A 26952-nucleotide genomic window follows, 5' to 3' on the forward strand; every position below is an offset into this window, starting at 1 on the left:
ACACGCTCTATCGAATGATGGCGATGCGCGCCTGGAGGCGACGCACGCCAAAGGACGCAACACAGGAAATGGTGAAGTAGACGACGGCGGCAAACAGATACATCTCGACCAGACGGCCGTCGCGCTGCGCCACCTTGCTGGCCGCGCCGAGGAAGTCCGGGATCGAGAGCACGTAGACCAGCGAGGTGTCCTGGAACAGCACGATGGTCTGCGTCAGCAGCACCGGCAGCATGTTGCGGAACGCCTGCGGCAGCACGACGTAGCGCATGGTCTGGGCGTAGGTCAGGCCGAGCGCATTGGCGGCGGCCGGCTGACCGCGCGAGATCGACTGGATGCCGGCACGCATGATCTCGGAGAAGTAGGCCGCCTCGAACATGATGAAGGTGATGAGCGAAGAGGCGAACGCGCCGACGCTGATCGGACGCGACGCGCCGGTTATCCATTGCCCGATATAGGGCACCAGGAAGTAGAACCAGAAGATGACCAGCACCAGCGGCAGCGAGCGCATGAAGTCGACATAGATGCCCGCGATGCGGCCGAGCACCTTGTAGCCGGACAGCCGCATTAGCGCGATCGCCGTGCCGAAGATCAGGCCGCCGAGGCCGGCGAGCGCCGTCAGGGTCAGCGTGAACGTCATGCCTTCGTAGAACAGATAGGGCAGCGCGCGGCGGATGACGTCGAAATCGAGATTGGAAAACATGGCGCTATTTCCCCGTGATGTAGCCGGGGATCGCGACGTAGCGCTCAAGGAAGCGCATCGAGGTCACGACAACGGCGTTGACGAGGAGATAGATCAGGGTCGCGGCGCTGAAGGCCTCGAACACCTGGAACGAGAATTCCTGCATCGAGCGCGCCTGCCCGGTCAGCTCGAGCAGGCCGATGGTGATGGCGACCGCCGTGTTCTTGATGGTGTTGAGGAACTCGGAGGTCAGCGGCGGCAGGATGATGCGGAACGCCATCGGCAGCAGCACGTAGCGGTAGCCTTGCATTGTCGTCAGGCCGAGCGCGGTTGCCGCCATCTTCTGCCCGCGCGGCAGCGAGCCGATGCCGGCCTGCAATTGCACGGCGACGCGCGCCGACATGAAGAATCCGACGCCGATCGCAGCCGTCCAGAACGGTGCGTTGGGCAGTTGCTTCAGCCAGGTGCCGGCGGCTTTCGGCAGCAATTCCGGCAGCACGAAGAACCACAGGAAGAGCTGCACCAGCAGCGGCATGTTGCGGAAGAACTCGACCCAGCAGAAGCCGAACCAGTACGCGCCCCTGGAGGGCAGCGTACGCATGACGCCGACGATCGAGCCGAAGACCAGCGCGATGATCCAGGCGAGCACCGCCGTCTTCAGGGTCAGCGCCAGTCCCGACAACAGCATGTCGAGATAGGTGCCGGTCCCCATCGGGTTCGGCTCGAAGAATATTCCCCAGTTCCAGTGGTAGTTCACGTGTCCCCCGCGCGAACGCGCCAATTAGATATGTCCCGGGCGCCTATGCAAATGTCCGGCCACTCTCCCTCCAGAATGGCCGGAATGTCTTCCCTCTCCCCGCGTGCGGGGAGAGGCGAATAACTCATCTTACTTATAGTCGTCCGGGTTCGGCGAGTCCGTGGGCTTGGCGAACTCGTTCTTCAGCTCGGCCGAGATCGGGCTGTTGAGGTTCAGGCCCTTCGGCGGGATCTTCTGGGTGAACCACTTCTCGTAGATCTTCTGGCCTTCGCCGGAGGTGTAGAGTGCCGCGGTCGCGGCATCGACCACCTTCTTGAACGGCGCGTCGTCCTTGCGCAGCATGATGCCGTAGGGCTCGGGCTTCGAGAACGCGTCCTTGGAGATGACGTAGTCGTCCGGCGACTTCGAACCGGCAACGAGGCTCGCGAGCAGAATGTCGTCCATCACGAAGGCGACCGCGCGGTCGGTCTCGACCATCAGGAAGGACTCGGCATGGTCCTTGGCCGGGATGATGTTGGCGCCGAGGCCCTTCGCGACGTTGGCCTCGGTGAGCTGCTTGATGTTGGTGGTGCCGGCGGTGGAGACCACCGTCTTGCCCTTGAGATCATCGATCGACTTCAGGCCGCTCGACTTCTTGAACACGTAACGGCTGGCGGTCAGGAAGTGGGTGTTGGTGAAGGCGACCTGCTTCTGGCGCTCGGCATTGTTGGTGGTCGAGCCGCATTCGAGGTCGATGGTGCCGTTGGCCATCAACGGGATACGGGTCGCCGAGGTCACCGGGTTAAGCTTGACCTCGAGCTTGTCGAGCTTGAGCTCCTTCTTCACGGCGTCGACGATCTTGTAGCAGATGTCCATCGCGAACCCGACGGGCTTCTGGTTGTCGTCGAGATAAGAGAACGGGATCGAGGAGTCGCGGAAGCCCAGCGTAATCGCGCCGGTGTCCTTGATGTTCTTCAGCGTGCCGGTCAGCTCCTCGGCCCCTGCCTGGCTGACGGCGAAGGTCGCGACGAGCGCGAGCCCGATGTGACGGAAATGTTTCACTTTTTTGGTCCCCTTTCAGGATGATGCGGCCCGGATGCAAGCACAGATTGGGCCGGATTAGAATGTGACTTTCGGCTGGATTGCGGCCCAGATGAATGGCTCAGCCGAGTGGCCTCGGCAATTCCCCGAGATCCCAGAACAGGCCGGCCATCACCGTCAAGGCCTCTTCGGTCAAAGGCAGCAGGATGTGCTCATTGGGCGCATGCTGGGAGCAGCCGGGATAGGAGTGCGGGACCCAGATCGTCGGCAAGCCCAGGATCTCCGAAAACACGTCGTTGGGCAGCGAGCCACCGAAATTCGGCAGCACTGCGGGCGGCTTGCCGGTGGTCGCTTGCACCGAATCCGCCGCCCATGTGATCCAGGGGCTGTCGAAATCGGTGCGCGAGGCGGCAAAGCTCTGCGCGGCCCGCACCTCGACCATCGGAAAACCCTTCTGGACCAAATGCGCGCGGACGGCGTCGACCAGGCCGTCGACCTTGGTGCCCACCACGAAACGCAGTTGCAGCACGGCATTGGCGTGGCCGGGAATGGCGTTCGCGGGCTTCTCGATATTGCCCGCCGACATGGCCAGCACTTCGAGCGTGTTCCAGGCGTAGAGCCGCTCGGCCGCCGACAGACCTTCCTCGCCCCAATTCTCCGCGAGCGCCGGCTCGTCCGCGGTCGGGACGACCTGCACATCGGCAAGATAGCTGCGGATCTGGTTGGTGAGCCGCGGCGGCTTCAAGGCATCGAGCTGGAGACGGCCGTGGCCGTCGACCAGTGTCGAGATCGCGTTGACCAGAATGGTCGCGGGATTGGCGAGCACGCCGCCCCAATTGCCGGAATGATGGCCACCATCGCGCAAATTCACATCCAGATGGATGCGGATGCCGCCGCGACAGCCGAGGAACAGTGTCGGGCGATCTGCTGACAGACGCGGCCCGTCGGACGCCATGAACAGATCGGCCTTCAGCGCGTCGCGATTGAGATCGCAGACCTTGCCGAGATCGGGCGAGCCGATCTCCTCGCCCATCTCAACGATGAATTTTGCATTGAAGCCGAGCTTGCCGCCACGGGCCTCGCGCACCGCGCGGAGTGCCGCCATGTTGATGCTGTGCTGGCCCTTGTTGTCGGCGGTGCCGCGGCCATAGAGGCGCGCGCCCGCAACCGTGGTGCGCCAGGGATCGCGGCCGTCGCGCCACTCGCCCTCCATGCCGTCGACGACATCGCCATGGCCGTAGACCAGCACGGTCGGCGCGGATGTGCTTTCGATATGCTCGGCGAACAGGAACGGCGCCTTGCCGCTGGGGGATTCGACGATGCGGCTGGTGAAATCGAGCGCGGCAAAAGCCGGCTGCATCTCCTGCTCCAGATAGGCGCGCAGCTCAGGTCCACGCGAGGGATTCTGGCTCTCGGTCTTGAAGGCGACGCGGCGGTCGAGTTCAGCGAGGAACGCACCGGATTTGAAGTCGTCCCGGGCGCGGGCGATGGCGTCGGCTCTGGTCATGATTTGCTTTTCGGACTTCGAGGAAGGACCCTACCCGAGACAGGGTGGCCTTCGAAAGTGGCGGGGACTTGGATAGTTCTTGTACTTCTCTTGTAGTTCTCTTGGGATTTCGTTCTTGCTCGCTTGAGATTGGCTTGCCAAGGGCAGCAGCACCGCTGATTTTGGCCTTGCCAAGCGCAAGTTATATGCAAGAACTTCGCCAAGTTGGGGCGCACGTCTATCATTCGAAGAGCGCTCAGTACAGAGCGCCGGGGGACCATCATGGCGAAACAGATCAGGCTCAACGCCTTTGCGATGAATTGTGTCGCACACCAATCACCGGGCCTGTGGACCCATCCGCGCGATCGCACCGCCGAGTATAACCGCCTGCCCTACTGGATCGACCTTGCCAGGACGCTCGAGCGCGGCCGTTTCGACGGGCTGTTCCTGGCTGACGTGCTCGGTGTCTACGACGTCTATGGCAACAGCCCCGACGCAGCCTTGCGCAGTGCAGCACAGACGCCGTCGAACGAGCCGTTGCTGCTGCTCTCGGCCATGGCCGCCGTGACCAAGAATCTGGGTTTCGGCGTCACCAGCAATCTCTCCTTCGAGCCGCCCTATCCGTTCGCGCGGCGGATGTCCACGCTCGATCACCTCACCGAGGGACGCATCGGCTGGAATGTCGTGACCGGCTATCTCGACAGCGCCGCGCGCGGCGCCGGCAAGGACAAGCAGACCGGGCATGACGACCGCTACGACATCGCCGACGAATATATGGAGGTCGTCTACAAGCTGTGGGAAGGCAGCTGGGAGGACGATGCCGTGCTGCGCGACCGCAAGCGCGGCATCTTCACCGATCCCACAAAGGTTCATCGCGTCAACCATGAGGGCGCGAACTATCGCATCAACAACACCATCCACCTCAGCGAGCCGTCACCGCAGCGCACGCCCGTGCTGTACCAGGCCGGCACCTCGCCGCGCGGCCGGCAGTTCGCGGCCAAGCATGCCGAATGCGTGTTCATGTCGGGACCGTCAGCCAAGATCATTGCGCCGCGCGTCTCCGCGATCCGGCAGGAAGCCGCCAAGTTCGGCCGCAACCCGGCCGAGATCCTGATGTTCAACATGATGACGATCATCCTCGGCAACACCGAAGCGGAAGCCGCGGCGAAATATGTCGACTACCGGTCGCATATCAGCGCCGAAGGCGCGCTGGCGCTGATGTCGGGATGGACCGGCATCGACTTCTCCGGCTACGAGCTCGACCAGCAGGTCCGTCACGTCCAGAACGATGCCGGCCGGAGCGCACTCGACAACGTCACCCGCGGCGACCCCGACCGCGTCTGGACCGTGCGGGACGTCATCGAGCATGTCGGCATCGGCGGCGCCGGCCCCGTCGTGGTCGGCACGCCCGAGAGCGTCGCTGACAAGATCGAGGATTGGTTCGAGAAGACCGACGTCGACGGCCTCAACGTCGCGTTCGCGATCTCGCCCGGCGATTTCGAGGATATCGCCGACATGCTGGTGCCGGAGCTGACGAAGCGCGGGCGGTACAAGCCGGAATACGCGCAGGGCACGCTGCGCGAGAAGCTGTTCGGCGACGGCCGTGCGCGGCTTGGCGCGCCGCATCCGGCGGCGGGGTATCGGGTGGGGAAGACGGGGTAGCGTTCGTTTCGGGTCCCGTCATCCTGAGGCGCGAGTGGCACGATGCGCAGCATCGTGCCGGGAGCCTCGAAGGATGAACGGCCCCGATGCAGCCGGGCCGTCGCCCTTCGAGGCCTCCGCTTCGCTCCGGCACCTCAGGGTGACGGTGAGAGTTTTAAGCCTGATGCAACCTCTCCGTCATTGCGAGCGAAGCGAAGCAATCCAGAATCCCTCCGCGGAAACAGTCTGGATTGCTTCGTCGCTACGCTCCTCGCAATGACGGCGGTGAACGTGCCTACACCTTCCCGTCCACCATCACCTCGATCAGCTTCGTCCCCGGCCGATTGAACGCGGACGCCAGCGCCGCCTTCAGCTCGCCGGGATCGCTGATCTTGAGCGCCTCGCAGCCGAGCGCCTTGGCGACGCCGGCGAAATCCACGGGTGGATCGACAAAGTCCATGCCGACATAATTGTCGTCACCGTGAAAGGCGAGCAAGCGCTGCTTGATGATGCGGTAGCCGCCATTGTTGGCGATGACGACGTTGAGCGGCAGCTTGTGATGCGCCGCCGTCCACAGCGACTGGATTGAATACATCGCGCTGCCGTCGCCGGAGAAACACACCACCGGCCGATCCGGATTGGCGATGCTGGCGCCGACCGAGGCCGGCAGGCCCCAGCCGATGCCGCCGGAGGCAAGGCCGTGATAGCCATAGCGGTCGCGGTGCGGACGCAGCGCCGTGATCTGGCGGCTGGAGGTGAGGCCCTCGTCAACGAGGATGGCGTTATCGGGCATCGCCTCGACCATTTGCAGCACCAGAAAATCCGGATCGATGGGGCTGCGGCCCGCGCTCTTGCCGATCTGTTCGACCAGCGCGGCGCGCCGCGCGATCCAGTTCTTCGGCGCAAGTTCGGCGAGACGCTGCTTGGCGCGGCTCGCCAATGCCGCACCGCCCATCTCCTTCAGCACCGGAATCAGCGCACGCAGCGTTTCCTTGACGTCCGCCTTCAGCGCGATCTCGGCGCCGTAATTCTTGGCGATCTCCCAATCGACGAGACCGACCTGCACGATGCCAAGGCCATCAGGCAGCGCGTCGACCTCGCTATAGACCGACATCCGCAAGGGATCGCCGCCGAGCGCGACCAGGAGATCGTAGGGCGCGAGCGTATCGCGCGCGACCTTCTGCACGCGCGCCAGCGTGCCGACGAAGCTCGGGCTCTCCGAGAGGAAGTGCGAGCCATAGGGCGTCGAGGATTGATAGGCGGCGGCGCCCAAAAGCCCGGCGAGTTCGGCGGCCTCCTTCAGCGCATCGCTCTTCACCACCTCGTCCATGGTGACGATGACGGGACGCTCGGCCTTGAGCAGCCGCGCGGCAAAGGCCTTCAGCGCCTCATCCGACGGCTTTACGCGCGCGTCGATGCGGGTGGAGCGGCCGAGATCGATCCCGGCTTCGCTGTTGAGGATGTCGCCGGGCAGCGAGATGAACACCGGCCCGGTCGGTGGCGTCATCGCCACCTTGGCGGCGCGGCGCACGATGCGCGGCAGATCCTCCAGCCGCGTCACCTCGACCGCCCATTTCACCAGCGGCTCGGCCATGCGCACCAGCGGGCCGTACAGCACCGGCTCCATCAGGCCATGGCCCTGCTCTTGCTGGCCTGCGGTCAAGATCATCGGCGTTCCCGTGAACTGCGCGTTGTAGAGCGAGCCCATCGCGTTGCCGAGGCCCGGCGCGACATGGACGTTGCAGGCGACGAGCTTGCCGGAGGCGCGGCTGTAGCCGTCGGCGATCGCCACCACCAGGCTCTCCTGCATCGCCATCACATAGGTGAGGTCGGGATGGTCCTTCAGCGCATGCATGATCGGCAATTCGGTGGTGCCGGGATTGCCGAACAGATGCGTGATGCCCTCGTCCTTGAGCAGCGCGAGAAAGGCGGAGCGGCCGGTGATCTTGTTCTTCATGTTTCCTCCAGGAGCGGGCGTTGCCGCAAGGACTGAAAGCATGATGGCCGAAGTTGCGGGAGGCGCGCAAGGAAGCGCGGTCATGGCTGCGTTGCGTGGAAGCTCTCGTGTCCCGGACGCGGCGCAGCGCGCAGCGGTGCGACGCAGAGCCGGGACCCAGATTCGCACCGAGCTCGCTGACGCATGGGTCCCGGCTCTGCGCAGCAGCGTTTCACGCTGCAGCGCGTCCGGGACACGAGAGCGGAGCGAACAGCAAGGGCTACATCTCCTCCCGTCCGAGCTCAAACGGATTCTCTCCGCTCGCCCGCTTCTTCTTTTTCGAGCGCTGCCAGACCACGCCGGGAAAGCCCTTCAGCGGCACCAGCGGCTCGCCGGTATAGGCCCATTCCTGCAGCTCCTCGATCGCGATGTGATAGAGCGGCTGGCGGCCGGTGCGTTCCTTGAACAGCGCTCGGGGGATATTGACCATGTGCGGCCCGCGCGGGCGCTCATAGGCGATCGGCGTGCCGCAATGCGAGCAGAAGCTGCGCGTGGTCCTGGTGGCCTTGTCCTCATAGCGGGTGAGTGCGGTCTTGCCCGAGACGATGCGAAAGCGCTTCTTCCAGCTGCCGACATAGGTCGCATAGGCCGCCCCATGGGCGCGGCGACTGGCCGCGGAATGATCGTGCCAGGCCCAGCGCGCGGGGACGTCGATCTCGAAGGTGACCTTGCCGCACAGGCACTGGCCGGTGGCAATTCCTGCGGCAGCTGCGGCTTTGGCCATGGGCGTTTCTCTCTCCGTCGTCATTGCGAGCGCAGCGAAGCAATCCAGACTACCTCGACGGAAAGATTCTGGATTGCTTCGCTGCGCTCGCAATGACGGAGTTTGTGGGTTCGTCGGAGCTACGACATCGGTTATGCCGGCGTCAGCTCATCATACGCCGGATAATCCGTATACCCCTTCTCCTCGCCGCCATAGAACGTCGCGCGGTTGTACGGCGTGATCGGATAATCGTGCTCGAGGCGCCGCGGCAGATCGGGGTTGGAGATGAAGATGCGGCCGAAGGCGATGATGTCGGCATGGCCGTCGGCGATCGCGGCATTCGCGGTCTCGCCAACAAAACCACCAGCGGTCATCAGCACGCCGTTGTAGTGCGGACGGAACAGCACCATCGCCGAGGGCACGTTCTGCCAATTGACGTCGGCGCGGCCTGCGCCGCTGGAGCGCGGCTCGATGAAGTGCAGATAGGCAAGGCCGAGCTTGTCGAGTGCCTTCACCACATGCGTATACAGCGGCATCGGATCAGGCTCGCCGGAATCATTCGCGATGCCGTGGGGCGACAGCCGCACCGCGACGCGGTTGGCGCCCCAAACGTCGATCGCGGCCTGCGTCACTTCGAGCAGCAGCCGCGCGCGGTTCTCGATCGACCCGCCATATTGATCGGTGCGATGGTTGCTGCGCGATTGCAGGAATTGCTCGAGCAGATAACCATTGGCGCCGTGGATCTCGACGCCGTCGAAGCCGGCGGCAAGCGCGTTCTTGGCGCCCTGCCTGAAGGCCTCGACGATGCCCTTGACCTCGTCGGTCTCCAGCGCGCGCGGCGTCTCGTAATCGGCAATCTTGCCGTCGGCCGTCATCGCCTTCATGCCTTCAGCCTTGATCGCAATCGCCGAGGCCGAGACCGGCAGCTCACCGCCGTGGAAGGAGGAATGCGAGACGCGCCCGACATGCCAGAGCTGGAGGAAGATGATGCCGCCCTTGGCGTGCACGGCATCCGTTACCTTGCGCCAGCCGGCGATCTGCGCCTCCGAATAGATGCCGGGCGTCGCCGGATTGCCGCGGCCGTGCGAGAGCACCGGCGAGGCTTCGGCGATCAGCAGGCCGCCCTTTGTTGCGCGCTGGCCGTAATATTCGGCGTTGAGCGGCCGCGGCGAAAAGCTCTCGCGCTCGGCGCGCATGCGCGTCAGCGGCGCCATCGCGACACGATGCGCGAGCTTGTAAGGGCCGACCTGCAACGGTTTGAACAACGCCTCGAATTTCATGCTGACACCGACTGGCTATGGAAGGATGCGGATCATATAGCGAGGGGCGGTCACCGGAAAAGGTGCCGCCCCTCCAAAAGCAGATATTCCCTCCCGCGGAACGCGGGGGAGAGAACAGGCCTTACGCCGTCTTGATCCAGACGGCCTTCACGTTGAGATATTCCTCGACATGCTGCTTGCCGGACTCGCGGCCATAGCCGCTCATCTTGTAGCCGCCGAACGGCACGGCCGGGTCCATTGCCTGGTAGCAATTCACCCATACCGAGCCGGCGCGCAGGCTCTTCGCCACCGCATGGGCCTTGCTGACGTCGCGCGTCCACAAGCCCGAGCCGAGGCCGAACGTGGTGTTGTTGGCGCGCTTGACCAGCTCGTCCATGTCCTTGAATGCGATCGCGGAGATGACGGGACCAAAGATCTCCTCCTGCGCGATGCGCATGCTGTCCTGGACGCCCGCGAACACCGTCGGCGAGACGAAGAAGCCCTTTGACAGCGCACCCTCGGTGACGCGGCCGCCACCGGCGAGCGCCCGCGCGCCCTCCTTCTGGCCGATGTCGAGATAGCCGGTGACACGCTCGAGCTGCTGCTCGGACACCAGCGGGCCGATCTGCACGTTGGGATCGAGGCCGTTGCCGACTTGCAGCTTCTTGCCGAACTCGGCAACGCGGCCGACGAATTCTTCGTAGATCGACTGCTCGACGAACAGTCGGGTGCCGGCGCTGCAGATCTGGCCCAAATTGGCGAACACTGCCATCGCGGCGCCGGGAACTGCGGCATCGAGATCCGCATCCGCAAACACGATGTCCGGCGACTTGCCGCCGAGCTCGAGCGAGACGCGTTTGAGGTTGCCGGCCGAGGCGCGAATGATCGACTGTCCCGTGACATGCGAGCCGGTGAAGGCGACCTTGTCGACGTCATGGTGCGAGGCAAGCGCAGCACCCGCGGTCTCGCCATAGCCGGGCACGACGTTGACGACGCCGGGCGGGATGCCGGCTTCCATCGCGAGCTCCGCGATACGCAGCGAGGTCAGCGGCGCCTCTTCGGCGGGCTTAAGCACCACGGTGCAGCCGGTCGCGATCGCCGGGCCGATCTTCCAGATCGTCGCGGTGAGCGGGCCGTTCCACGGAATGATGGCGCCGACGACGCCGATCGGCTCCTTCAGTGTGTAGGAGAAGATCTCGCCGGGGAGCGAGTTCTCGATGGTCTCGCCGTGGATCGCGGTGGTTTGACCGGCATAGTAGCGCAGCATGCCGACGGCACGGAGGCGATAGGCGCGGGTGCGGCTGAGCGGCGCGCCCATGTCGAGCGTGTCGAGCTGCGACAATTCGTCGAAATTCTTCTCGACGAGGTCGGCAAGCTTCAAGAGCAGGTTCTGCCGCTCGAACGGCTTGACCTTGCTCCACGGACCTTCGAAGGCCCGGCGAGCGGCGGCAACCGCACGGTCGATATCTTCTTTGTCGCCCTCGGCGACGGTTGCGAGCAACTCGCCCGTGGCGGGATTGCGGCTCTCGAAGCGCTTGCCGGAGACGGCATCGACCCACTTCCCGTCGATCAACATCTGCTTGTAGGACCCGTTTGCGAACGGGTGGCGCGTGATCGGAATAGCCTGCGACACAGCCATGGCTGCACTCCCTGTCAGGTCATTGATTGGGTTCGATCTCGGTGGGACCGTTAGGTCGAGCAGAATACAGCGGTGGCGGAGAGGCGTAAAGGCGGCGTGGAACGAAGACCTCCCATGCCGACTTGTGCAGGGTCGCGCCAGCGCCATGTTATAGCTCGACCAAGCCCTCTGCCCGGAGACGAACCATGCCGCACCCCGCCATCGTCAAAAACAATGTTGCCGTGATCACGGGTGGCGCGTCCGGCATCGGATTTGCCGCCGCCGCAGCCTTCGCGCGCGCCGGCATGAAGGTGTGCATCGCCGATGTCGATGAGGCGCGACTGGCGGAGGCCGCCACAAAACTGTCATCCATCGCTCCGGCCACACATGTGATGACCTTCGCCGTCGATGTCGGCCGGGCTGAGAGCGTCAAGGAACTGGAACGCGCGGTGGGCGCGCATTTCGGCGGCACAGACCTGCTCATGAACAATGCCGGCATCCAGCCCGGCAGCACGCTGTTCGGCGAGCCCGACAACTGGCAGCGCATCATCGCCGTCAACATGTGGGGCATCATCAACGGCTCGCGCATCTTCGCGCCCGACATGATCGCGCGCGGCAAATGCGGCCTCATCATCAACACCGGGTCGAAGCAGGGTATCACCACGCCGCCGGGCGATCCCGCCTACAATGTCTCCAAGGCCGGCGTGAAGGCTTTCACCGAGGCGCTCCAGCATGAGTTGCGCAATACGAAAGACTGTCACATCACCGCGCATCTGCTCATTCCCGGCTTCGTGTTCACCGGGCTGACCGCAAAGGGACGCACCGAGAAGCCGGCCGGCGCCTGGACAGCGGAGCAGACCGTGGACTTCATGCTCGCGCGGCTGGAGGCCGGCGACTTCTACATCCTGTGCCCGGATAACGACGTGCCGCGCACGCTCGACGAGAAACGCATGCTGTGGGCCGTCGGCGACATCGTCGGGAACCGCCCGCCGCTGTCGCGCTGGCATCCGGATTATGCCGATGCATTCGCGAGGTTCGTGAAGGGGAGTTAGGCAAGCACCGCTCTCTCACTCCCTCGCCCCGTTCTTACGGGGAGAGGGTGGGGTGAGGGGCTGCCTCCGCAAACTTGGTCTGAATTATTGAGGGGATTTCGTAGCACGCGACCGCGGAGTCGGTGAGACTTTTGTTGCGGCGACTCAGTGCCCTGCCCCTCACCCGGATCGCGCCGGACGATGCTTCGCATCGCCCGGGGGCGATCCGACCTCTCCCCGCAGAAGGGCGGGGAGAGGTGAGGAAGCTCACAGCGTCTCTTGCTGGTGCCCGCAATTCTTGCAGGCGAATTTGACGCGGGTCTGGCCCTTTTCCGCCTGGACCCGATTCGGCGCGCCGCACTTGCCGCAGACGGCCTCGATGCGGGTTGCGCCCTGCTTGACGACGATGGTCTTCTTTTCCATCGATTCGCGGATCAGGCGCTCGGCCTCCTCACGCAGGGATTGTTTCGACAAAGCTCATCTCCGCCTCTGGAAAGCGCGAGAGCCATATCGCACCTGCGTTCGAATCTCAATCGGCAATGCCGGTTCAGACCTCGACAATCACATAACTGTCCTCGACATGCACCGGAAACGTCTCGGCAACATACGGGCCCTTCTGCAGTTCCTCGCCGCGCTCCACCGCGACCGGATATGACCTGATCTTGACGCGTTTCGGGTCGAACCAGGACTGGCCATTGCGCATGTCGAATTCCCAGCCGTGCCAGGGACAGCGCAGCATCTCGCCGACGCGCGACCTCTCATAGACGCCCGGTTCGGGCGAGGTCAGCCGCGCCACGCAGGCGGCTTTCTCCAGTGGCGCGCCCTCATGCGGGCAGCGGTTCAACAGCGCGAAGAACTCGCCGTTGACGTGGAACACGACGATATCGCGGCCGGCGATATCGACGACCTTGTTGCCGCCGGGCGGGATCTCCGAGGTGGACGCGACGATGTGACGGGCCATGTGAATCAGAACTTGTAGACCGCGCGGGCATTGGTGCTGAAGATCTTCTTCCGCTCGGCCTCGGTGAGCGGGGTCTTGAAGGCGAAGCGCGGATCGTCAAAATCCCAATGCGGATAGTCCGACGAGAACAACAGCCGGTCGATGCCGACCCATTCGATCAGCGACCGCAGATGCCGCGCCTCGTCCGGCTCGTCGATCGGCTGCGTCGTGAACCAGAAGTTTTCGCGGACATATTCGGATGGCTTGCGCTTCAGATGCGGCACCTCGCTGCGGAACCGCTCGAAATGCTGGTCCATGCGCCACACCGCCGACGGAATCCAGCCGAAGCCGCCCTCGATGAAGACGAACTTCTGTTTCGGAAACCGCTCCGGCACGCCCTCGATGACGAGGCTCGCAAGCTGCGCCGCGATGGTGTGCGCATTGGACTGATGCTCCTCGACATAATAAGATGGCCAGCCGCCGCCGGTCGGCGCGTGGCCACCATAGCCGCCGACATGGATACCGAGCGGCAGATCCAGCTCCTGCGCGCGTTCGTAGATCGGCCAGTAGCGGCGTCGGCCGAGCGGCTCGTTGGCGCGCGGCGAGACGTTGATCTGGATGTACTCGCCGATTTTGGCGCAGCGCTCGATCTCGGCGATGGCAAGATCCACGCCGTCCTGTCCGACCAGGATCGAGGCCTTGAGGCGGGGATCGCGGTGCGACCAGAATGCCAGCTGCCAGTCGTTGATGGCCCGCTGGATCGCCGCACCGAATTCCAGATTCTGCTGCGAGAAGATGAAGAGATCGAGCACCTGCAAAATGCCGAACTCGACGTCGAGGGGATCGAGATGCTGCTTCTGCATGAAGGCCAGATCGGAACCCGGCGGCCCGCCTGTCGGCGGCCAGGCGTCGCGCCGCGCGATCAGCGGCGAGGAGCGCGGATAGGGCGTGGTGAAGAGATAGGGCGTGCGCAGATGGCTGCCATATTCCTTCAGATGCTGCTGCCAGCGTTTCGGCAGGAATTCGTTGAGATCGTCAGTCGAGCGCAGGCTCGGATGCACATCGCAATCAACGATGCGCAGCCGGCTCGCGGCAGGCTTCTCGTCGTCGCGCAGCGGGCGGTCGATGACGTCGCTCATGCGATCCTCCAATGACTAGTTGATCGACAACCGCGGAAACGTCTCCAGTGGGGTTGTCGACGCACATCTTCGCGATCAAGCTCTTCGGCAGGTTCGGCGGGATCGGATCGTCGCCGTCGAATTGCCAGTGCGGATAGTCGGACGCGAACAGGAACATCTTTTCCGAGCCGATCTGGTCGATGATCTCTTCGACGCTTCTCGCGTCCCCCGGGGCGTCGAACGGCTGCATGGTAACGCGAAAATTGTCGCGGATGATCGCGGCCGGCTCACGCTCGACCCATGGCACCTCGACGCGCACGCCGCGCCAGGTCTTGTTGGCGCGCCACATGAAGGCCGGCAGCCAGCTCACACCCGACTCCATCAGCACGACCTTGAGATCAGGAAATTTGCCGAACACACCCTCATAAATCAGGCTCAGAATCTGCGCCTGAAACGCCTGCGCCTCGACGAAATAATATTCATAGCGATGCGAGGGCCAGCCGGCCGAGCTCGGCGCCTGCCGATATTGCGTGCCGGCGTGGATCGCGAGCGGCAGCTGGTATTTTTCAGCGAGCCGGTAGACCGGCCAGAAATGCCGCCTCCCCAGCAGCGTCTCGCCTTGCGCCAGCACCAGGATGGAGACGAAACGATTGTCGCCGGCGCGGCGCTCGATCTCTTCGATCGCGAGATCAGGGTCCTGCATCGGCACCACGATTGACGCGCGCAGGCGCGAATCGCGCGAGAGCCATTCGGCGGCGATCCAGTCGTTGATGGCCTTGCAGAAATCGGCGGCCATATAGGCATCGAACACGGCCTGCGCGCCATAGAGCACGTTGAGGATGGCGTGACTGGCGCCCAGTTGATCGAACGCGCCCTTCTGAACCATCGCGAGATCGGAGCCGGGCTTGGCGCCATTGGCCGGCCGCCAATCGGCGCGGCCGGTGAGCGGCATGCTCGGCGGATAGCTCGTGAGGTCGAGCCCGTCGATGGCGCGGCTCATCACCTGCTCTTTCCAGTGATCGTTGAGATAGGGAAGCAGCGTCGTGCGGGTGCCACCAACCGCCGGATGGATGTCGCAGTCGATCCGCGTCACCGCCATGGAGCTTCCTCGCGCAATCTTATTGGCGGCGTTCTTGTGCGCCGCTTGTGCAGAGTGCTCCGGTCGTCGCCGCTGCGCAAGGGAGCGCGCCCGCGCGATCCGTCATGGCTCGGTTGCATTTCGCAGGCGCGATATAAATCTCTGTGATCATCGCGCGCCGACGGCACGGCGGGGGCGGCGGATGCTTCGGCATCCATCGCCCCCATATTGCAGATGGCTTCACACGTCCATGCGCGCTGGCCTCAAGCCGCCTTGGAGACTTCCATCAGCAGGCGCTCGGCCTTGGCATCCTCGATGCGATTGACCAGTCGGCTGCTCTCGTGATTGTCGCGGACCGTCTTGGTCAGGGTGATACAGGTCTGGATCAGCATCACGATGCCCATGGTGAGATAGCCCTTCATCCAGAGGTCGATCGGCAGGAAGAAAATGCCGATAGCGACGAGGAAGGCTGAGGCTGCGAAGGACGCATAAGTGAAGGTCACCCAGGCACTGCTGTGGGGCTGGCCGTTCTGGTTCATGATGGTCTCCTGTTGGTTCTGACGATGATGAGATTTGAGATCAGGCAGTCGGCGTGCGCGTGGACTTCAATCGCGCCAGCACGTCGTCCGCGGTCGTCTTGAGCCGGGGACCGAAGCCCTGCTCGGCAAGTCGTTCGGCGGTGGCGAGCGGGCCGGTGGCCGCATCGAGCTCGACCAGCGCGTCATCGGCGGCCTGGGCTTCCATCTGCCGCTCGCGCAGGCGCCTCAGGGTGCTCTCCGCCTCCGGCAGCGTGGATTCGTAGGGGCGTGCCGCCTCGATGCCGCTGCGGCGAAGCGAGCGCACTGCTTCCGAGGCGCGTGCGACGCGGCGGCCGCGATCGAGCTCGGTGATGCGGGCCTGCGCGTTTGCGACGTGCCGCTTCAGCCTGACGATCTCGGTCGCGAACAGCGCGCGCGCCGTCATTGCCGCATCACGGTCGGCCTCCAGGCCAGCGATGGCCTCGGCGGCGTCCTTGGCGAGATCCTCGCGGCCGCCGTCGAGCGCCGCAACCGCGCGGGTCTCGAGATCGGCGATGCGGGCGACGGTCGCCTCGAGCTTGCGGCCTTCCTGCTGGTCCTGGGCAATCGCCAGCGCCAGCGTCCGCTTGCTGCGCTCGACGGCCGCAGCCGCATCGCGCATCTGTTGGTCGAGGATCAGAAGGGCCGTGCGGTCCTCCAGCTCCTCGCCTGCGGCAGCAACGCTGCCGCGGAAAAGTGTCACTACGGTCTTGAACATCTTCAGCTCCCTGTTATGAGCGTTGCTCACAGATGATTTGTAGCAGGAACCTTGAACATCGTTCAAGAAAAATATGAGCAACGCTCAAAATTTTGGTTGGTAGATGACTAAAGCCTTGGAACGTCGGGAGAAATTGCGGGCCGACCTGATTCTGGCGGCGGAACGCATGATCGCGACCCGGGGGTTGGCGGGCCTGAAGACCCGCGATCTGGCCCGCGAGATCGGCTGCGCCAATGGTGCGGTCTATAATCTCGTGGCCGACGTGGACGAGCTGGTCCTGCGCGTCGGCTCGCGCACGCTGCTCCGGCTCGACGAGGCGCTCAGCGCAGCGGTATGTGCGGGCAATCCATCGCCGCAGGAGACGCTGGTCCGCATCGCGATCGCCTATTGCGATTTCGCCGCGGAGAATCTCGAACTCTGGCGCGCAATGTTCGAGCACCGCATGGAGCCCGACAAGGAAGTCCCCGACTGGTCCGCCGACGACCAGCTGCAGCTGTTCCGTCACATCTACGCGCCGCTGGCGGCGTTGTTTCCAAAGCGCGGGACGGAGGAACTCGGCATCACCGCACGCAGCCTGTTCTCGGCCGTGCACGGCATGGTGGCACTGGGGCTCGAGCAGAGGCTGGTCGCCGTGCCGCTGCCGGCGCTGCGCGAGGAGATCGCCATCCTCGTGCGCGCGATGATCGACGGATTGATCGCACGTACGGATTAGAAGCACGGGAGAACGCCGCGAAACCGGCGGCGGCCTCTGACTAAAATTTCGCCTGTCGCATCGCGGGCAGCGCGCTTAGCTTTCGCGGCGTCTCGTCCTCTCTTCCGGAGTCTCCCATGCCCCTCCTCATCCGCGGCGGCACCGTCGTCAATCACGATCATTCGCGCCGTGCGGACGTGCTGATCGACGGCGAGACCATCGTCGCGGTCGGAGCATCGCTCGATGCACCCAAGGGCGCTGAGATCATCGATGCCGGCGGCGCCTACATCATCCCGGGCGGGATCGATCCGCACACCCATCTCGAAATGCCGTTCATGGGCACGGTGACCGCCGATGATTTCGAATCGGGAACCAAGGCGGCGCTGACCGGCGGCACCACCATGGTGGTGGATTTCTGCCTGCCCGATCCCGGCCAGTCGATGCTCGCGGCCTATCAGGAATGGCGGCACAAATCCGAGAAGGCGGCGACTGACTACGGCTTCCACATGGCGGTGACGTCGTGGTCGAAGCAGATCTATGACGAGATGGAGACCGTGGTCAAAACCTACGGCATCAACACCTTCAAGCACTTCATGGCCTACAAGGGCGCGCTGATGGTGAACGATGACGAGCTCTACAACTCGTTCGCGCGCTGCGCCCATCTCGGCGCCATGCCTGTCGTCCACGCGGAGAACGGCGACGTCGTCGCCTTGATGCAGGAAGCATTGATCGCGCGCGGCGTCACCGGCCCCGAAGGTCACGCCTATTCGCGGCCGCCGGAGGTCGAGGGCGAAGCCACCAACCGCGCCATCATGATCGCCGATATGACGGGCACGCCGGTCTACATCGTGCACACCAGCTGCCGCGAAGCGCATGAGGCGATTGCGCGGGCGCGGGCTGCGGGAAAACGCGTCTATGGCGAGCCGCTGATCCAGCATCTGCTGCTCGACGAGCGCGAATACCAGAACAAGGACTGGAATCACTCCGCCCAGCGCGTGATGTCGCCGCCGTTCCGCGACAGATCACACCAGGACAGTCTTTGGGCCGGCCTGCAATCCGGCTCGCTCCAGGTGGTCGCGACCGACCACTGCGCCTTCACCACCGAGCAGAAGCGGTTCGGACTCGGCGATTTCAGAAAGATCCCGAATGGCACCGGCGGCCTCGAAGATCGGCTCGCATTGTTGTGGACCGCGGGCGTGGCCACCGGACGGCTGACGAAGGAAGAATTCGTCGCGGTGACCTCGGCGAATATCGCCCGCATCCTCAACATCTATCCGCGCAAGGGCGCGGTCGCCGTCGGCTCGGATGCCGATGTCGTGGTGTGGGATCCCAAAGCAAGCAAGACCATCAGCGCGAAGCGGCAGATGAGCAAGATCGATTACAACGTGTTCGAAGGCTTTGCCTGCACCGGCGGGCCGGCGGCGACGCTGTCGCGCGGCCGTGTCGTGTGGAAGGATGGCGATCTGCGCGCCGAGGCCGGCGACGGGCACTATGTCGAGCGCCCGGCGTTCTCGCCGGTGCACGTCGCCAACTCGACCTGGAAAGAACTGACCGCCCCGCGAGCCGTCGGCCGCGGCGCGGTCACGCCGTAGGGCCTCTCCGGTCCCCGGTCAGAAGCGATAGTTCACACCGACGGTCACGGTGTGGATTCTGTCCTTCAGGTTTCCGCTGAAGGTCACTGGCGGGACGGAATTGGTCAGAACGAAATCGTTGGCGCCGAAATCATAGTAGTCGTACGCAAAGTTCGTCGACCAGTGCGGCGCGAATGCCCAATCGAGACCGACGCCGGCGGTCCAGCCAGTGCGCGTCGCGGTCGCCTTGGGATCGACCGGGACTCCAAGAAGCGGAGGCGTAAGGACATTGTCGGCCTTTTCCCGCGTCCAGGCGACGCCGCCGCGGCCATAAGCGAGCCAGTTGCCAGCAAAGCTATAGCCGAGCCGCGCGGTCGCCGACGCCAGGAAGTCGTTGCTGACGGTGAATTGCGTCGGGACGATCACGCCGCCGAAATTGCCGAGACCGGGCGTCTTGCTGGTCAGGCTGGACCATGCTGCACGGCCTTCGACACCGACGACCCAGACCGATGCAAACTGATAATCGCAACCGATCTGCCCGCCGCCGATGAAGCCAGTGGAGCTGAAATCGCCCGAACTCCTGATCTTGTCGTAGCTAAAGTCGCCTCCGGCATGAACGCCGATGAAACACCCGGTCCAGCTGAATTGCTTGACCGCCACCGGAGCCTTGACCGCCAGATCGGCCGCACTTGCCGCGCTTGCAAATCCCAGAATCGAAACCAACCCAACGCCAACCACCGCAATACGACGCATTCCCAGCCTCGCCAATTCCAAAAAACAACGCCGTTCTTGTTGCAGGAAACGGGTTGCCGCGACAGGTGGACGCACCCATTTGGTTGAATATTGTGTGGATGTGTGGCCAACGCACCACAACGGAAACAGCGCTGATGATTTCAACATGCCGCCCCCAAATCCAATGCAGCGCCATCATGGCATGTGCCTTGCCTCCTCATGCAGGAAGCGCTGTCAGGGAGGCCCTCTTGAGCACATCGACCTTCGATATGAATCGCCGCAATGTGGTACTGGGTGGCCTCGGCATCGCCGGAATGACGGCCGTCGCGCCGCGCCTCGCCTGGGCGCAAGGGCGCGCGGAGACGCTGCTGGTGGTGCAGGAGCTCGGACCGAACTCGCTCGACATGCAGGGCGTTGGCTCCAACCAGACCGTGAACGGCCTGTCCTGGAATTGTTACGACCGCCTGCTGACCTACGCCTCCAGGACGCTGCCCGACGGCACGATCTCTTACGATCGCGAGAAACTCGCGCCTGAGCTCGCCGAAAGCTGGGAGGTCGCCGCCGACGGCATGTCCTGCACCTTCAAGCTTCGCAAGGACGCAAAATTCCACGACGGCACGCCTGTGACCGCCAAGGACGTCAAATGGTCGTTCGATCGCGCCGTGAAGGTCGGCGGCTTTCCGACCTTCCAGATGTCGGCGGGCTCGCTGGAGAAGCCCGAGCAGTTCGTGGTGGTCGACGACCACACCTTCCGCATCGACTATGTCCGCAAGGACAAGATGCTGCTGTTCAACGTCGCGGTAGTCGTACCCTTCATCATCAACTCGGAGCTCGCGAAGAAAAACGCGACTCCGGAAGATCCCTGGGCTCTCGCGTGGCTGAAGACCAACGAGGCCGGCGGCGGCGCCTACAGGATCGAGAGCTGGAAGCCCGGCAGCGAGACCGTGCTGACGCGGTTCGATGATTGGAAGAGCGGTCCGCTGCCGAAGGTCAAGCGCGTGATCGCGCGCGACGTCCCCTCCGCCGGCACGCGCCGCGCCATGCTGGAACGGGGTGATGCGGACATCTCGAGCGGCTTTGCGCCACGCGATTTCGAGCAGATCATCAAGGAGGGCAAGATCAAGGTGTCGGGTGTGCCGATCCCAAATGCGCTCTGGTACGTCGCGCTGAACACCGCGAAGCCGCCGTTTGATAGCGTCAAGCTGCGCCAGGCCATCGCCTGGGCGCTGCCGTATGAGCAGATCCAGAGCAGCGCGTTCTTCGGTCGTGCCGTTCCCATGTACGGCGGAGCCGCCGACGTCTCAAAGCCGGTGTGGCCGCAGCCGTCTCCCTATGTCACCGATCTCGACAAGGCCAAGGCCTTGATGAAGGAGGCGGGGTTCGAGTCCGGACTGGAGACGAGCTTGTCGCTCGACACAGGCACGGCGACCGTCGGCGAGCCGACCGCCATCCTGATCCAGGAGAACCTCGCCAAAATCGGCATCAAGGCGTCGATTGAAAAAATCCCCGGCGCGAACTGGCGCACGACGCTGAACAAGAAGGAGCTGCCGCTCGCGCTCAACCGCTTCAGCGGCTGGCTGGATTATCCCGAATATTACTTCTACTGGAATTTCCACGGCAACAATTCGATCTTCAACATCTCCTCCTACCAGAACAAGGCGATGGACGCGCTGATCGACAAGGCGCGATTCACTGCGGACGCAGCGGAGTACGACAAGGCGGTGAAGGATTTCATCGCACTCTGCATGCGTGACGTTCCCGTCATTCCGCTCAATCAGCCGATCCACGACGTCGCGATGCAGAAGGCCGTCACCGGCTACGAATTCTGGTTTCACCGCGAGCCGGACTACCGTCAGTTCGCCAAGGGCTAGTTCTTCTCGACGACGCGGACACCTGAAGCCGTCCGCGCCTGCTCCATCGGAAAGCCACGCTCCAGCCGCGCCTCGCTCGCGCGCAGCATCGCTGTGTCGAGCTTGCCTTGCCGAGATCCCTCCAGCGCGCATTGAAAGATCCGGTAGAACTGCGCACCGTCATAGGCGACCAGCAGCCGGTCGACGCCGGCGTTGATCGCCTCGACCACCGCCTTGCAGACGTCGTTCTGATAGATCGCGCCCATCACGAAATCGTCGGTCATGACCACGCCGTGGTAATTCCAGGTGTCGCGGATGATGCCTTGAACAACACGCTTCGAATGTGACGCGGCACGATCTGGATCAACAGCGGTGAGCGTGACATGGCCGACCATGAGCGCGCTGTGCGACTGCGCCAGCACCTCGCGGAACGGGAGCCAGTCGGTCACTTCCAACTCCCTCACCGGCGTATTGAGACTGGCACTGAAATGATGCGTGTCGGTGCGCACCCGGCCGATGCCGGGAAAATGCTTCAACGTGGCGCCGACGCCGAATTCTTCGAGCCCGCGAACATAGGCGGTCGCAATCGTGCTGACGACGACGGGATCGGTCGCGATCGCCCGCTGGCCGATCAGCGTATGGAAGTCGAGACGGTTGCGTCTCTGCGGCGGCTTGAGGTCCAGCACCGGCGCGAGGTTGAGGTTGACGCCGAGGCCAGCCAGCTCGCGGCCGTGGATGCGGCCGAACTCTTCGGCCTTGGCCTGCTGCTCGTCGGGGGCGAGACCGGTGAGCGTCGCCAGCGCCGGCACCTTGGTCAGCGGCGGCGCGAGATGTCCGACGATGCCGCCCTCCTGGTCCGCGGCGACGACCAGCGGCGGCAGGTTAGCTGCGCGCCGCTTGTCCTGGAGCGCCGCGATCTCCGCACGCAGGGCCTCGACCGTCCGACCACGGATGTTGTGCCTGGTGATGTAGATGCCGCCGATCAAGCCCTGCTCGGCGAGGCGCGCGACCTCGGAAAAGGAGGAATAGCCGACCATGAAGTGAGGCCCGAGCTGACGCGCCTCGGCAGCGCTGGTGGCGAGGACATCGTGCTTGCGCAGCTCGAACTTGAGATGCGCCGCCGACATCAGCAGCGGCGGGAGGCACCAGAGCACGACGAGCAACCTGCCCGCGATGGTCCGCCAACGCCCCTCTCGCACCAGAGCGATGACGATCAGGATGCTTGTGACGACAAGCGCGATGTTTCCGGCGCCGCGCAACGGGACAAGATAAGGATCGTTCTTGTTTGCGGCCGCAAATGCGACGAGGGGCGCCGCCAGCCAGAGCAGGATGAGACCGAGACGGCGGAGGAATTGCATGATGCGTCACGCGCTTGAAGTGGCGAATGCTTCGCACCTATCAAAGCGAACCACGCTGCGCGAGGGCCAAAAGCACGCCTGCACGAAAACTGCAAAAGACTCCTGAAACCGTGCAGACGATGATCCCGCCTTCTGCACAAGCGCCGTTCAGACTTCGTGATGCCACCCATCACGAAAGGTCTTCTGGACATGACGAGCCTGGCTTCGACAATCGCAGCGGACATCCAGCCGATCAGGCATTCCTCGATCCCGGCCAAGGTCGGCCTCGCGCTGGTGCTGGCCGCGCTCGCCGACTGGCTGTTCTACGGTTCGCGGATCGGGCTGTCGCTGACGCTGTTTGCGATTGCGATGGCTTGCGTGTCGGCGCTGTTCAATCATGCGGCGCTAGATTTGCGGCGCGCCATGATCGGCGCGGCCATTCTCGTCGCCGGGCTCGCACCGGCGGTCGAGGAGCTTAATACCCTATCCTTCCTGATCCTCACCATGGCTCTGGCCATTGCGCTTCTGATCGCGACCAATCTGGAAACGACCGAGCTGACTGAGCGTGCCCGTGCGCTGCGCAATTTTGTCCTGCTTGGTCCCTTTAGATTCTTCCTCGACGTACTTCAGATCTTCAACATGTCGGCGTTCACCCGCGGCATCGCGCTCTGGCTGCTGCCCGCGCTGCTGAGCACTGTCTTCGTCGCACTGTTCGCTGCGGCCAATCCGGTGATCGAGCAGTGGGTGTCGCTGCTCAATCCAAAGCTCATGCTCGAATATATCAGCGTGCCGCGCGTGCTGTTCTGGACCATGATGCTGGCGCTGGTCTGGCCGTTCATCCATGTGCGCTGGCGGCGCAAGACGATCGTCACCACCACTGTGGTCGCTGGCCCCTTGCCACCGCCGCTCCCGCCCCTCGTCTCGGCGGAATTTCTCGGACCCTCGACGATCCTGCGCTCGCTGATCCTGTTCAACCTGCTGTTCGCGGCGCAGTCCGTTCTCGACGGCATCTATCTCTGGGGTCATGTCGCCCTGCCGGCTAACATGACCTATGCGGCCTATGCCCATCGCGGCGCCTATCCGCTGATCGCAACTGCCCTGCTCGCCGCCGCCTTCGTGCTGGTGGCGATGCGTCCGGGCGGACTGGCGGAGAAATCGAGCGTGATCCGGCCGCTGGTCTATCTCTGGGTCGGCCAGAACGTGCTTCTGGTCGCCTCGTCCATCCTCCGGCTCGATCTTTATGTCGACATCTACATGCTGACCTATTGGCGCATCGCGGCCTTCATCTGGATGGGGCTGGTGGCGCTCGGGTTGATCCTGATCGTCGCCCGCATCGCGCTCAACCGCTCCAACCGGTGGCTGGTCGGCGCCAATCTGATCGCGTTAACGATCGTGCTCTATAGTTGCTCGCTGGTGAACTTCGAAGCGTTCATTACCGACTATAATCTGACGCACAGCAGCGAAATGTCGGGCAAGGGCGTGGCGATCGATGCCAACTATCTCCTCACACTCGGACCGCAGGCCCTGCCCGCGCTCGACAAGGTCATCGCCCATCGCCCGGGCGACGACTGCCTTGCGCGGCGCCGCGATCGGCTTGTAGAAGCTCAGCGGCTGGACTTGGCCTGGCGAGCCTGGGGCTTTCGGAGCTGGCGGCTGCAGCGCAGGCTTGATGCTCAGGCCGGAAGCCAACCCGGCAATCAGCCGGCAGGGTAAGCGGAGAGTCTTTTGGCGCATCGCATTCTCATCGTCGACGACGAGGGCCATATCCGCGAGGTCATCCGCGTCGCCCTGAAGAAGGCCGGCATGGACGTGATCGAGGCGCGCGACGGCAAGGAGGCGCTTCTCCGCTTTGCCGCCGACAGGCCCGATCTGATCGTGCTCGACATCGGTATGCCCGAGTTCGATGGCCTCGACGTCTGCCGCGAGATTCGCAAAAGCTCCGACGTGCCGATCCTGTTCCTGTCGGCGCGCGACGAGGAGATCGACCGCATCCTCGGCCTCGAGATCGGCGGCGACGATTACGTGACCAAGCCGTTCAGCCCCCGGGAGCTGGTGGCGCGGGTCAATGTCATCCTGCGCCGCCTCAGCCCGCGCAATGGCGAGGCCAAGGCCGGACCGGCCGCGCTGGCACAAGGCGGTCTGCTGATCGATCCCGAGCAGCATGTCGCCACTTTCGCCGGCACGTCGCTGAAGCTGACCGCGATCGAGTTCGGCATTTTGCGCGCGTTCCTGACCCGGCCGACCTCGGTGTTCAACCGCGAGCAGCTGATGCGGGCGGCCTATCAGCTCAACATCCAGGTCTCCGACCGCACCATCGACAGCCACATCCGCAACATCCGCGCCAAGCTCGCGGCGCACAATTGCGAGAACGTGATCGAGACCATCCACGGCGTCGGCTTCAAGCTCGGCCGCTGCGAGAAAGAGGCATGAGCGCGGCCCCCGACAAATGGCGGCCGTCGCTGGGGCTCGTGATCTTCGCGGTGCTGGCGACCGTCGCGGTGCTGCCGCTGGTCGGCCTGTTCTTCTTTCGCCTCTACGACAACCAGCTGATCCGCCAGACCCAGGCCGAGCTGATCGCGCAAAGCCGGGTGCTGGCGACGATCTATGCGCAGGAGGTCACGGCAAGGCTCGACAGCGGCCTCACGCTCGGCGCCGAGGTGCCGCCGAACGTGCTGCCCGATCCCGGCGACCAGGTCACGCCGATCCGCCCCGCGCTCGACCTCACCGCCAACGACCTGCTCCGGCGGCGGCCCGATGCGCTGGCCGCATCCCAACCGGCGCAGCCGGCCTATGTCGAGATCGGCGCCAGGCTGACGCCGATCATCCGCGAGACCCAGAAGGTGACGCTGGCGGGCTTCCGCATCCTCGATCCGCAGGGCGTGGTGATCGCCGGACGCCAGGAGGTCGGGCAGTCGCTCGCCCATATCGAGGAGGTCGCTGACGCGCTGCACGGGCAGTACCGCGCCACCTTGCGCAACCGCGTGCCGGACAAGCCGCCGCCGCCGATCTATTCCTTCAGCCGCGGCCTCGGCGTGCATGTGTTCTCGGCCATGCCCGTCATCGTCAACAACCGCGTCGCCGGGGTGATCTACACCACGCGGACCCCCAGCAACATCTTCGACCACCTCTACCAGGAGCGGGCTAAGTTCGTGCTGGCCGGGCTGGCCGTGATCCTCGGCACCATCGCGATCGGCCTGGTGTTCTCCCGCACCATCACGCTGCCGATGCGCGAATTGATCAGCCGCGCGGCGCGGATCGGACGCGGCGACCGCGAGGCGTTCAGGCCGCTCCGCCATTATGGCACAAGGGAGTTCGCCCAGCTCTCGCACAGCTTCCTCGGCATGGCCGAGCAGCTGGCGCGGCGCTCGGACTACATCGCGACGTTCTCGGCGCATCTCACCCATGAGCTGAAATCGCCTCTGACCTCGATCAAGGGTGCCGCCGAGCTGTTGCAGGATTCGTTTCAGGGCAAGCCCGAGGGGCTCACGCTGGCCGAGCAGAGGACGTTCATCGCCAACATCCTGTCCGACACCCAGCGGCTGGAGGCGATGGCGCAGCGGCTGCGCGAGCTCGCCCGCGCCGAGAGCCTGCCGCAGAACGAGCGCACCGAGCTTGCGGCCGTCATCGCCGACCTCAGGAGCCGGTTTCCGGGAAGCTCCATCGAGGCCACCGGCAGCCTCGACCGGGCGATCGGCATGTCCGGCGAAAAGGCGCTGATCGTGCTGTCGCATCTCGCCGATAACGCGGTGCGGCATAAAGCGAAGTCAATCAGGCTGGAGGCGGTCGACGCGCGGACGAGCCTGCTGCTGACGGTCAGCAATGACGGCGAGCCGATTTCGGCGCCGAACCGCGACAGGATTTTTGATGCGTTCTTCACCACCCGCCGCGACCAGGGCGGGACCGGGATGGGGCTGGCCATCGCGCGCGCGGTGATGGCCAGCCATGGCGGCTCGATCGGGCTCAAGCCGACCGACGCGGGCGCAGCCTTCGAGCTGCAGTTTCCAGTCGCCTAGATCGCGAACACCCAGGCGGCGACGATGGTGCCGATGGTGACCAGACCGGCGATGGTCCAGCCGGCGGCATATTCCAGCTCAGGGTGACCGGTCGCCCGCATGATCTCGGTGGGATCGGCGGTATGCTTCTGTGCCATGACTGCCTCGCACGTGTTTC

General features: G+C 64.2%; 24 protein-coding genes and 1 pseudogene. 8 read left to right on the plus strand and 17 right to left on the minus strand.

The features are described 5' to 3' along the window. Positions 1-7: 7 nt before the first annotated feature. The 4 genes from AC1RR3_RS23975 to AC1RR3_RS23990 all read right to left on the minus strand — a co-directional run bounded on the left by AC1RR3_RS23975 (position 8) and on the right by AC1RR3_RS23990 (position 3963). Complete coding sequence (locus AC1RR3_RS23975; protein ID WP_492825563.1) at positions 8-700, minus strand: amino acid ABC transporter permease; 693 nt, start codon at positions 698-700, stop codon at positions 8-10. A gap of 4 nt (positions 701-704) precedes the next feature. Next, positions 705-1436 (minus strand): amino acid ABC transporter permease, encoded by a 732-nt coding sequence (locus tag AC1RR3_RS23980; RefSeq protein WP_492825564.1) that lies wholly within the window; start codon positions 1434-1436, stop codon positions 705-707. Positions 1437-1565: 129 nt separating this feature from the next. Continuing rightward, positions 1566-2477 (minus strand): amino acid ABC transporter substrate-binding protein, encoded by a 912-nt coding sequence (locus AC1RR3_RS23985; protein ID WP_492825565.1) that lies wholly within the window; start codon positions 2475-2477, stop codon positions 1566-1568. Positions 2478-2577: 100 nt separating this feature from the next. Next, positions 2578-3963: a M20 family metallopeptidase gene (locus AC1RR3_RS23990; protein ID WP_492825566.1), complete on the minus strand. Its 1386-nt coding sequence runs from the start codon at positions 3961-3963 to the stop codon at positions 2578-2580. Positions 3964-4224: 261 nt separating this feature from the next. On the opposite strand from AC1RR3_RS23990, the gene AC1RR3_RS23995 reads away from it, so the two are divergent. Further along, positions 4225-5604 (plus strand): LLM class flavin-dependent oxidoreductase, encoded by a 1380-nt coding sequence (locus tag AC1RR3_RS23995; RefSeq protein ID WP_492825567.1) that lies wholly within the window; start codon positions 4225-4227, stop codon positions 5602-5604. A 274-nt stretch (positions 5605-5878) separates the two neighbouring features. On the opposite strand, the gene AC1RR3_RS24000 is transcribed toward AC1RR3_RS23995, so the two are convergent. From AC1RR3_RS24000 to AC1RR3_RS24015, 4 genes are all read right to left on the minus strand, one after another. After that, positions 5879-7540 (minus strand): thiamine pyrophosphate-binding protein, encoded by a 1662-nt coding sequence (locus AC1RR3_RS24000; RefSeq protein WP_492825568.1) that lies wholly within the window; start codon positions 7538-7540, stop codon positions 5879-5881. Positions 7541-7799: 259 nt separating this feature from the next. Next, on the minus strand, positions 7800-8303 hold the full coding sequence (locus tag AC1RR3_RS24005) for a GFA family protein (protein ID WP_492825569.1): 504 nt from the start codon (positions 8301-8303) through the stop codon (positions 7800-7802). A 131-nt stretch (positions 8304-8434) separates the two neighbouring features. Continuing rightward, positions 8435-9562 (minus strand): alkene reductase, encoded by a 1128-nt coding sequence (locus AC1RR3_RS24010; RefSeq protein ID WP_492825570.1) that lies wholly within the window; start codon positions 9560-9562, stop codon positions 8435-8437. Positions 9563-9683: 121 nt separating this feature from the next. Continuing rightward, positions 9684-11180 (minus strand): aldehyde dehydrogenase family protein, encoded by a 1497-nt coding sequence (locus AC1RR3_RS24015; protein ID WP_492825571.1) that lies wholly within the window; start codon positions 11178-11180, stop codon positions 9684-9686. Positions 11181-11365: 185 nt separating this feature from the next. Between AC1RR3_RS24015 and AC1RR3_RS24020 the strand changes: the two genes are divergently transcribed. Continuing rightward, positions 11366-12211: an SDR family NAD(P)-dependent oxidoreductase gene (locus AC1RR3_RS24020; protein ID WP_492825572.1), complete on the plus strand. Its 846-nt coding sequence runs from the start codon at positions 11366-11368 to the stop codon at positions 12209-12211. 246 nt (positions 12212-12457) lie between these two features. Here AC1RR3_RS24020 and AC1RR3_RS24025 read toward each other — a convergent pair whose 3' ends face one another. From AC1RR3_RS24025 to AC1RR3_RS24050, 6 genes and pseudogenes are all read right to left on the minus strand, one after another. Then, positions 12458-12664: a hypothetical protein gene (locus tag AC1RR3_RS24025; protein ID WP_008145196.1), complete on the minus strand. Its 207-nt coding sequence runs from the start codon at positions 12662-12664 to the stop codon at positions 12458-12460. Between the two features lie 73 nt (positions 12665-12737). Then, positions 12738-13151, minus strand: a complete 414-nt coding sequence (locus AC1RR3_RS24030) for a Rieske (2Fe-2S) protein (RefSeq protein ID WP_456676879.1) — start codon at positions 13149-13151, stop codon at positions 12738-12740. 5 nt (positions 13152-13156) lie between these two features. Continuing rightward, positions 13157-14269, minus strand: coding sequence for an amidohydrolase family protein (locus tag AC1RR3_RS24035; protein WP_492825573.1), 1113 nt, complete (start codon positions 14267-14269; stop codon positions 13157-13159). A gap of 15 nt (positions 14270-14284) precedes the next feature. Beyond that, positions 14285-15347, minus strand: a pseudogene (locus AC1RR3_RS24040) (amidohydrolase family protein). 242 nt (positions 15348-15589) lie between these two features. Continuing rightward, the gene (locus AC1RR3_RS24045; RefSeq protein WP_014491840.1) at positions 15590-15865 is read right to left on the minus strand and encodes a YiaA/YiaB family inner membrane protein; all 276 of its coding nucleotides are present in this window, start codon (positions 15863-15865) and stop codon (positions 15590-15592) included. Positions 15866-15905: 40 nt separating this feature from the next. Beyond that, positions 15906-16601 (minus strand): PspA/IM30 family protein, encoded by a 696-nt coding sequence (locus tag AC1RR3_RS24050; RefSeq protein WP_492825574.1) that lies wholly within the window; start codon positions 16599-16601, stop codon positions 15906-15908. Positions 16602-16704: 103 nt separating this feature from the next. On the opposite strand from AC1RR3_RS24050, the gene AC1RR3_RS24055 reads away from it, so the two are divergent. Next, a complete protein-coding gene (locus tag AC1RR3_RS24055) occupies positions 16705-17313 on the plus strand; it encodes a TetR/AcrR family transcriptional regulator (RefSeq protein ID WP_492825575.1) in 609 nt (202 codons plus the stop codon). A 116-nt stretch (positions 17314-17429) separates the two neighbouring features. Beyond that, positions 17430-18884, plus strand: a complete 1455-nt coding sequence (hydA, locus tag AC1RR3_RS24060) for a dihydropyrimidinase (RefSeq protein WP_492825576.1) — start codon at positions 17430-17432, stop codon at positions 18882-18884. Between the two features lie 18 nt (positions 18885-18902). On the opposite strand, the gene AC1RR3_RS24065 is transcribed toward hydA, so the two are convergent. Next, the gene (locus AC1RR3_RS24065; RefSeq protein WP_492825577.1) at positions 18903-19763 is read right to left on the minus strand and encodes an outer membrane protein; all 861 of its coding nucleotides are present in this window, start codon (positions 19761-19763) and stop codon (positions 18903-18905) included. Positions 19764-19843: 80 nt separating this feature from the next. Between AC1RR3_RS24065 and AC1RR3_RS24070 the strand changes: the two genes are divergently transcribed. Continuing rightward, a complete protein-coding gene (locus AC1RR3_RS24070; RefSeq protein ID WP_492825578.1) occupies positions 19844-21466 on the plus strand; it encodes an ABC transporter substrate-binding protein in 1623 nt (540 codons plus the stop codon). On the opposite strand, the gene AC1RR3_RS24075 is transcribed toward AC1RR3_RS24070, so the two are convergent. Further along, a complete protein-coding gene (locus tag AC1RR3_RS24075; RefSeq protein WP_492825579.1) occupies positions 21463-22803 on the minus strand; it encodes a glycoside hydrolase family 3 N-terminal domain-containing protein in 1341 nt (446 codons plus the stop codon). The two genes, AC1RR3_RS24070 and AC1RR3_RS24075, sit on opposite strands and share 4 nt — an antisense overlap. A gap of 189 nt (positions 22804-22992) precedes the next feature. Here AC1RR3_RS24075 and AC1RR3_RS24080 point away from each other — a divergent pair, with 189 nt between their 5' ends. The 3 genes from AC1RR3_RS24080 to AC1RR3_RS24090 are packed head-to-tail and all read left to right on the plus strand — an operon-like array spanning position 22993 to position 26795. After that, positions 22993-24495 (plus strand): DUF4153 domain-containing protein, encoded by a 1503-nt coding sequence (locus AC1RR3_RS24080; protein WP_492825580.1) that lies wholly within the window; start codon positions 22993-22995, stop codon positions 24493-24495. Between the two features lie 12 nt (positions 24496-24507). Further along, positions 24508-25212 (plus strand): response regulator, encoded by a 705-nt coding sequence (locus AC1RR3_RS24085; RefSeq protein ID WP_492825581.1) that lies wholly within the window; start codon positions 24508-24510, stop codon positions 25210-25212. Beyond that, complete coding sequence (locus AC1RR3_RS24090) at positions 25209-26795, plus strand: ATP-binding protein (RefSeq protein ID WP_492825582.1); 1587 nt, start codon at positions 25209-25211, stop codon at positions 26793-26795. The genes AC1RR3_RS24085 and AC1RR3_RS24090 overlap by 4 nt, the downstream gene beginning before the upstream one ends. On the opposite strand, the gene AC1RR3_RS24095 is transcribed toward AC1RR3_RS24090, so the two are convergent. Next, a complete protein-coding gene (locus AC1RR3_RS24095) occupies positions 26792-26932 on the minus strand; it encodes a hypothetical protein (protein WP_167527472.1) in 141 nt (46 codons plus the stop codon). The genes AC1RR3_RS24090 and AC1RR3_RS24095 overlap by 4 nt on opposite strands. Between the last annotated feature and the right edge of the window lie 20 nt (positions 26933-26952).

The organism is Bradyrhizobium sp. GW821-FHT13H05 (genome assembly GCF_058804065.1).

What these genes read in the sequence shown, in the direction of transcription:
- AC1RR3_RS24010 (WP_492825570.1), bottom strand. Translation starts at nt 9,562, where the DNA reads ATGAAATTCGAGGCGTTGTTCAAACCGTTGCAGGTCGGCCCTTACAAG.
- AC1RR3_RS24075 (WP_492825579.1), bottom strand. Translation starts at nt 22,803, where the DNA reads ATGCAATTCCTCCGCCGTCTCGGTCTCATCCTGCTCTGGCTGGCGGCG.
- AC1RR3_RS23990 (WP_492825566.1), bottom strand. Translation starts at nt 3,963, where the DNA reads ATGACCAGAGCCGACGCCATCGCCCGCGCCCGGGACGACTTCAAATCC.
- AC1RR3_RS24035 (WP_492825573.1), bottom strand. Translation starts at nt 14,269, where the DNA reads ATGAGCGACGTCATCGACCGCCCGCTGCGCGACGACGAGAAGCCTGCC.
- AC1RR3_RS23975 (WP_492825563.1), bottom strand. Translation starts at nt 700, where the DNA reads ATGTTTTCCAATCTCGATTTCGACGTCATCCGCCGCGCGCTGCCCTAT.
- AC1RR3_RS24050 (WP_492825574.1), bottom strand. Translation starts at nt 16,601, where the DNA reads ATGTTCAAGACCGTAGTGACACTTTTCCGCGGCAGCGTTGCTGCCGCA.
- AC1RR3_RS24095 (WP_167527472.1), bottom strand. Translation starts at nt 26,932, where the DNA reads ATGGCACAGAAGCATACCGCCGATCCCACCGAGATCATGCGGGCGACC.
- AC1RR3_RS24005 (WP_492825569.1), bottom strand. Translation starts at nt 8,303, where the DNA reads ATGGCCAAAGCCGCAGCTGCCGCAGGAATTGCCACCGGCCAGTGCCTG.
- AC1RR3_RS24065 (WP_492825577.1), bottom strand. Translation starts at nt 19,763, where the DNA reads ATGTTGAAATCATCAGCGCTGTTTCCGTTGTGGTGCGTTGGCCACACA.
- AC1RR3_RS24015 (WP_492825571.1), bottom strand. Translation starts at nt 11,180, where the DNA reads ATGGCTGTGTCGCAGGCTATTCCGATCACGCGCCACCCGTTCGCAAAC.
- AC1RR3_RS23995 (WP_492825567.1), top strand. Translation starts at nt 4,225, where the DNA reads ATGGCGAAACAGATCAGGCTCAACGCCTTTGCGATGAATTGTGTCGCA.
- AC1RR3_RS24055 (WP_492825575.1), top strand. Translation starts at nt 16,705, where the DNA reads ATGACTAAAGCCTTGGAACGTCGGGAGAAATTGCGGGCCGACCTGATT.
- AC1RR3_RS24080 (WP_492825580.1), top strand. Translation starts at nt 22,993, where the DNA reads ATGACGAGCCTGGCTTCGACAATCGCAGCGGACATCCAGCCGATCAGG.
- AC1RR3_RS24030 (WP_456676879.1), bottom strand. Translation starts at nt 13,151, where the DNA reads ATGGCCCGTCACATCGTCGCGTCCACCTCGGAGATCCCGCCCGGCGGC.
- hydA (WP_492825576.1), top strand. Translation starts at nt 17,430, where the DNA reads ATGCCCCTCCTCATCCGCGGCGGCACCGTCGTCAATCACGATCATTCG.
- AC1RR3_RS24000 (WP_492825568.1), bottom strand. Translation starts at nt 7,540, where the DNA reads ATGAAGAACAAGATCACCGGCCGCTCCGCCTTTCTCGCGCTGCTCAAG.
- AC1RR3_RS24020 (WP_492825572.1), top strand. Translation starts at nt 11,366, where the DNA reads ATGCCGCACCCCGCCATCGTCAAAAACAATGTTGCCGTGATCACGGGT.
- AC1RR3_RS24045 (WP_014491840.1), bottom strand. Translation starts at nt 15,865, where the DNA reads ATGAACCAGAACGGCCAGCCCCACAGCAGTGCCTGGGTGACCTTCACT.
- AC1RR3_RS24090 (WP_492825582.1), top strand. Translation starts at nt 25,209, where the DNA reads ATGAGCGCGGCCCCCGACAAATGGCGGCCGTCGCTGGGGCTCGTGATC.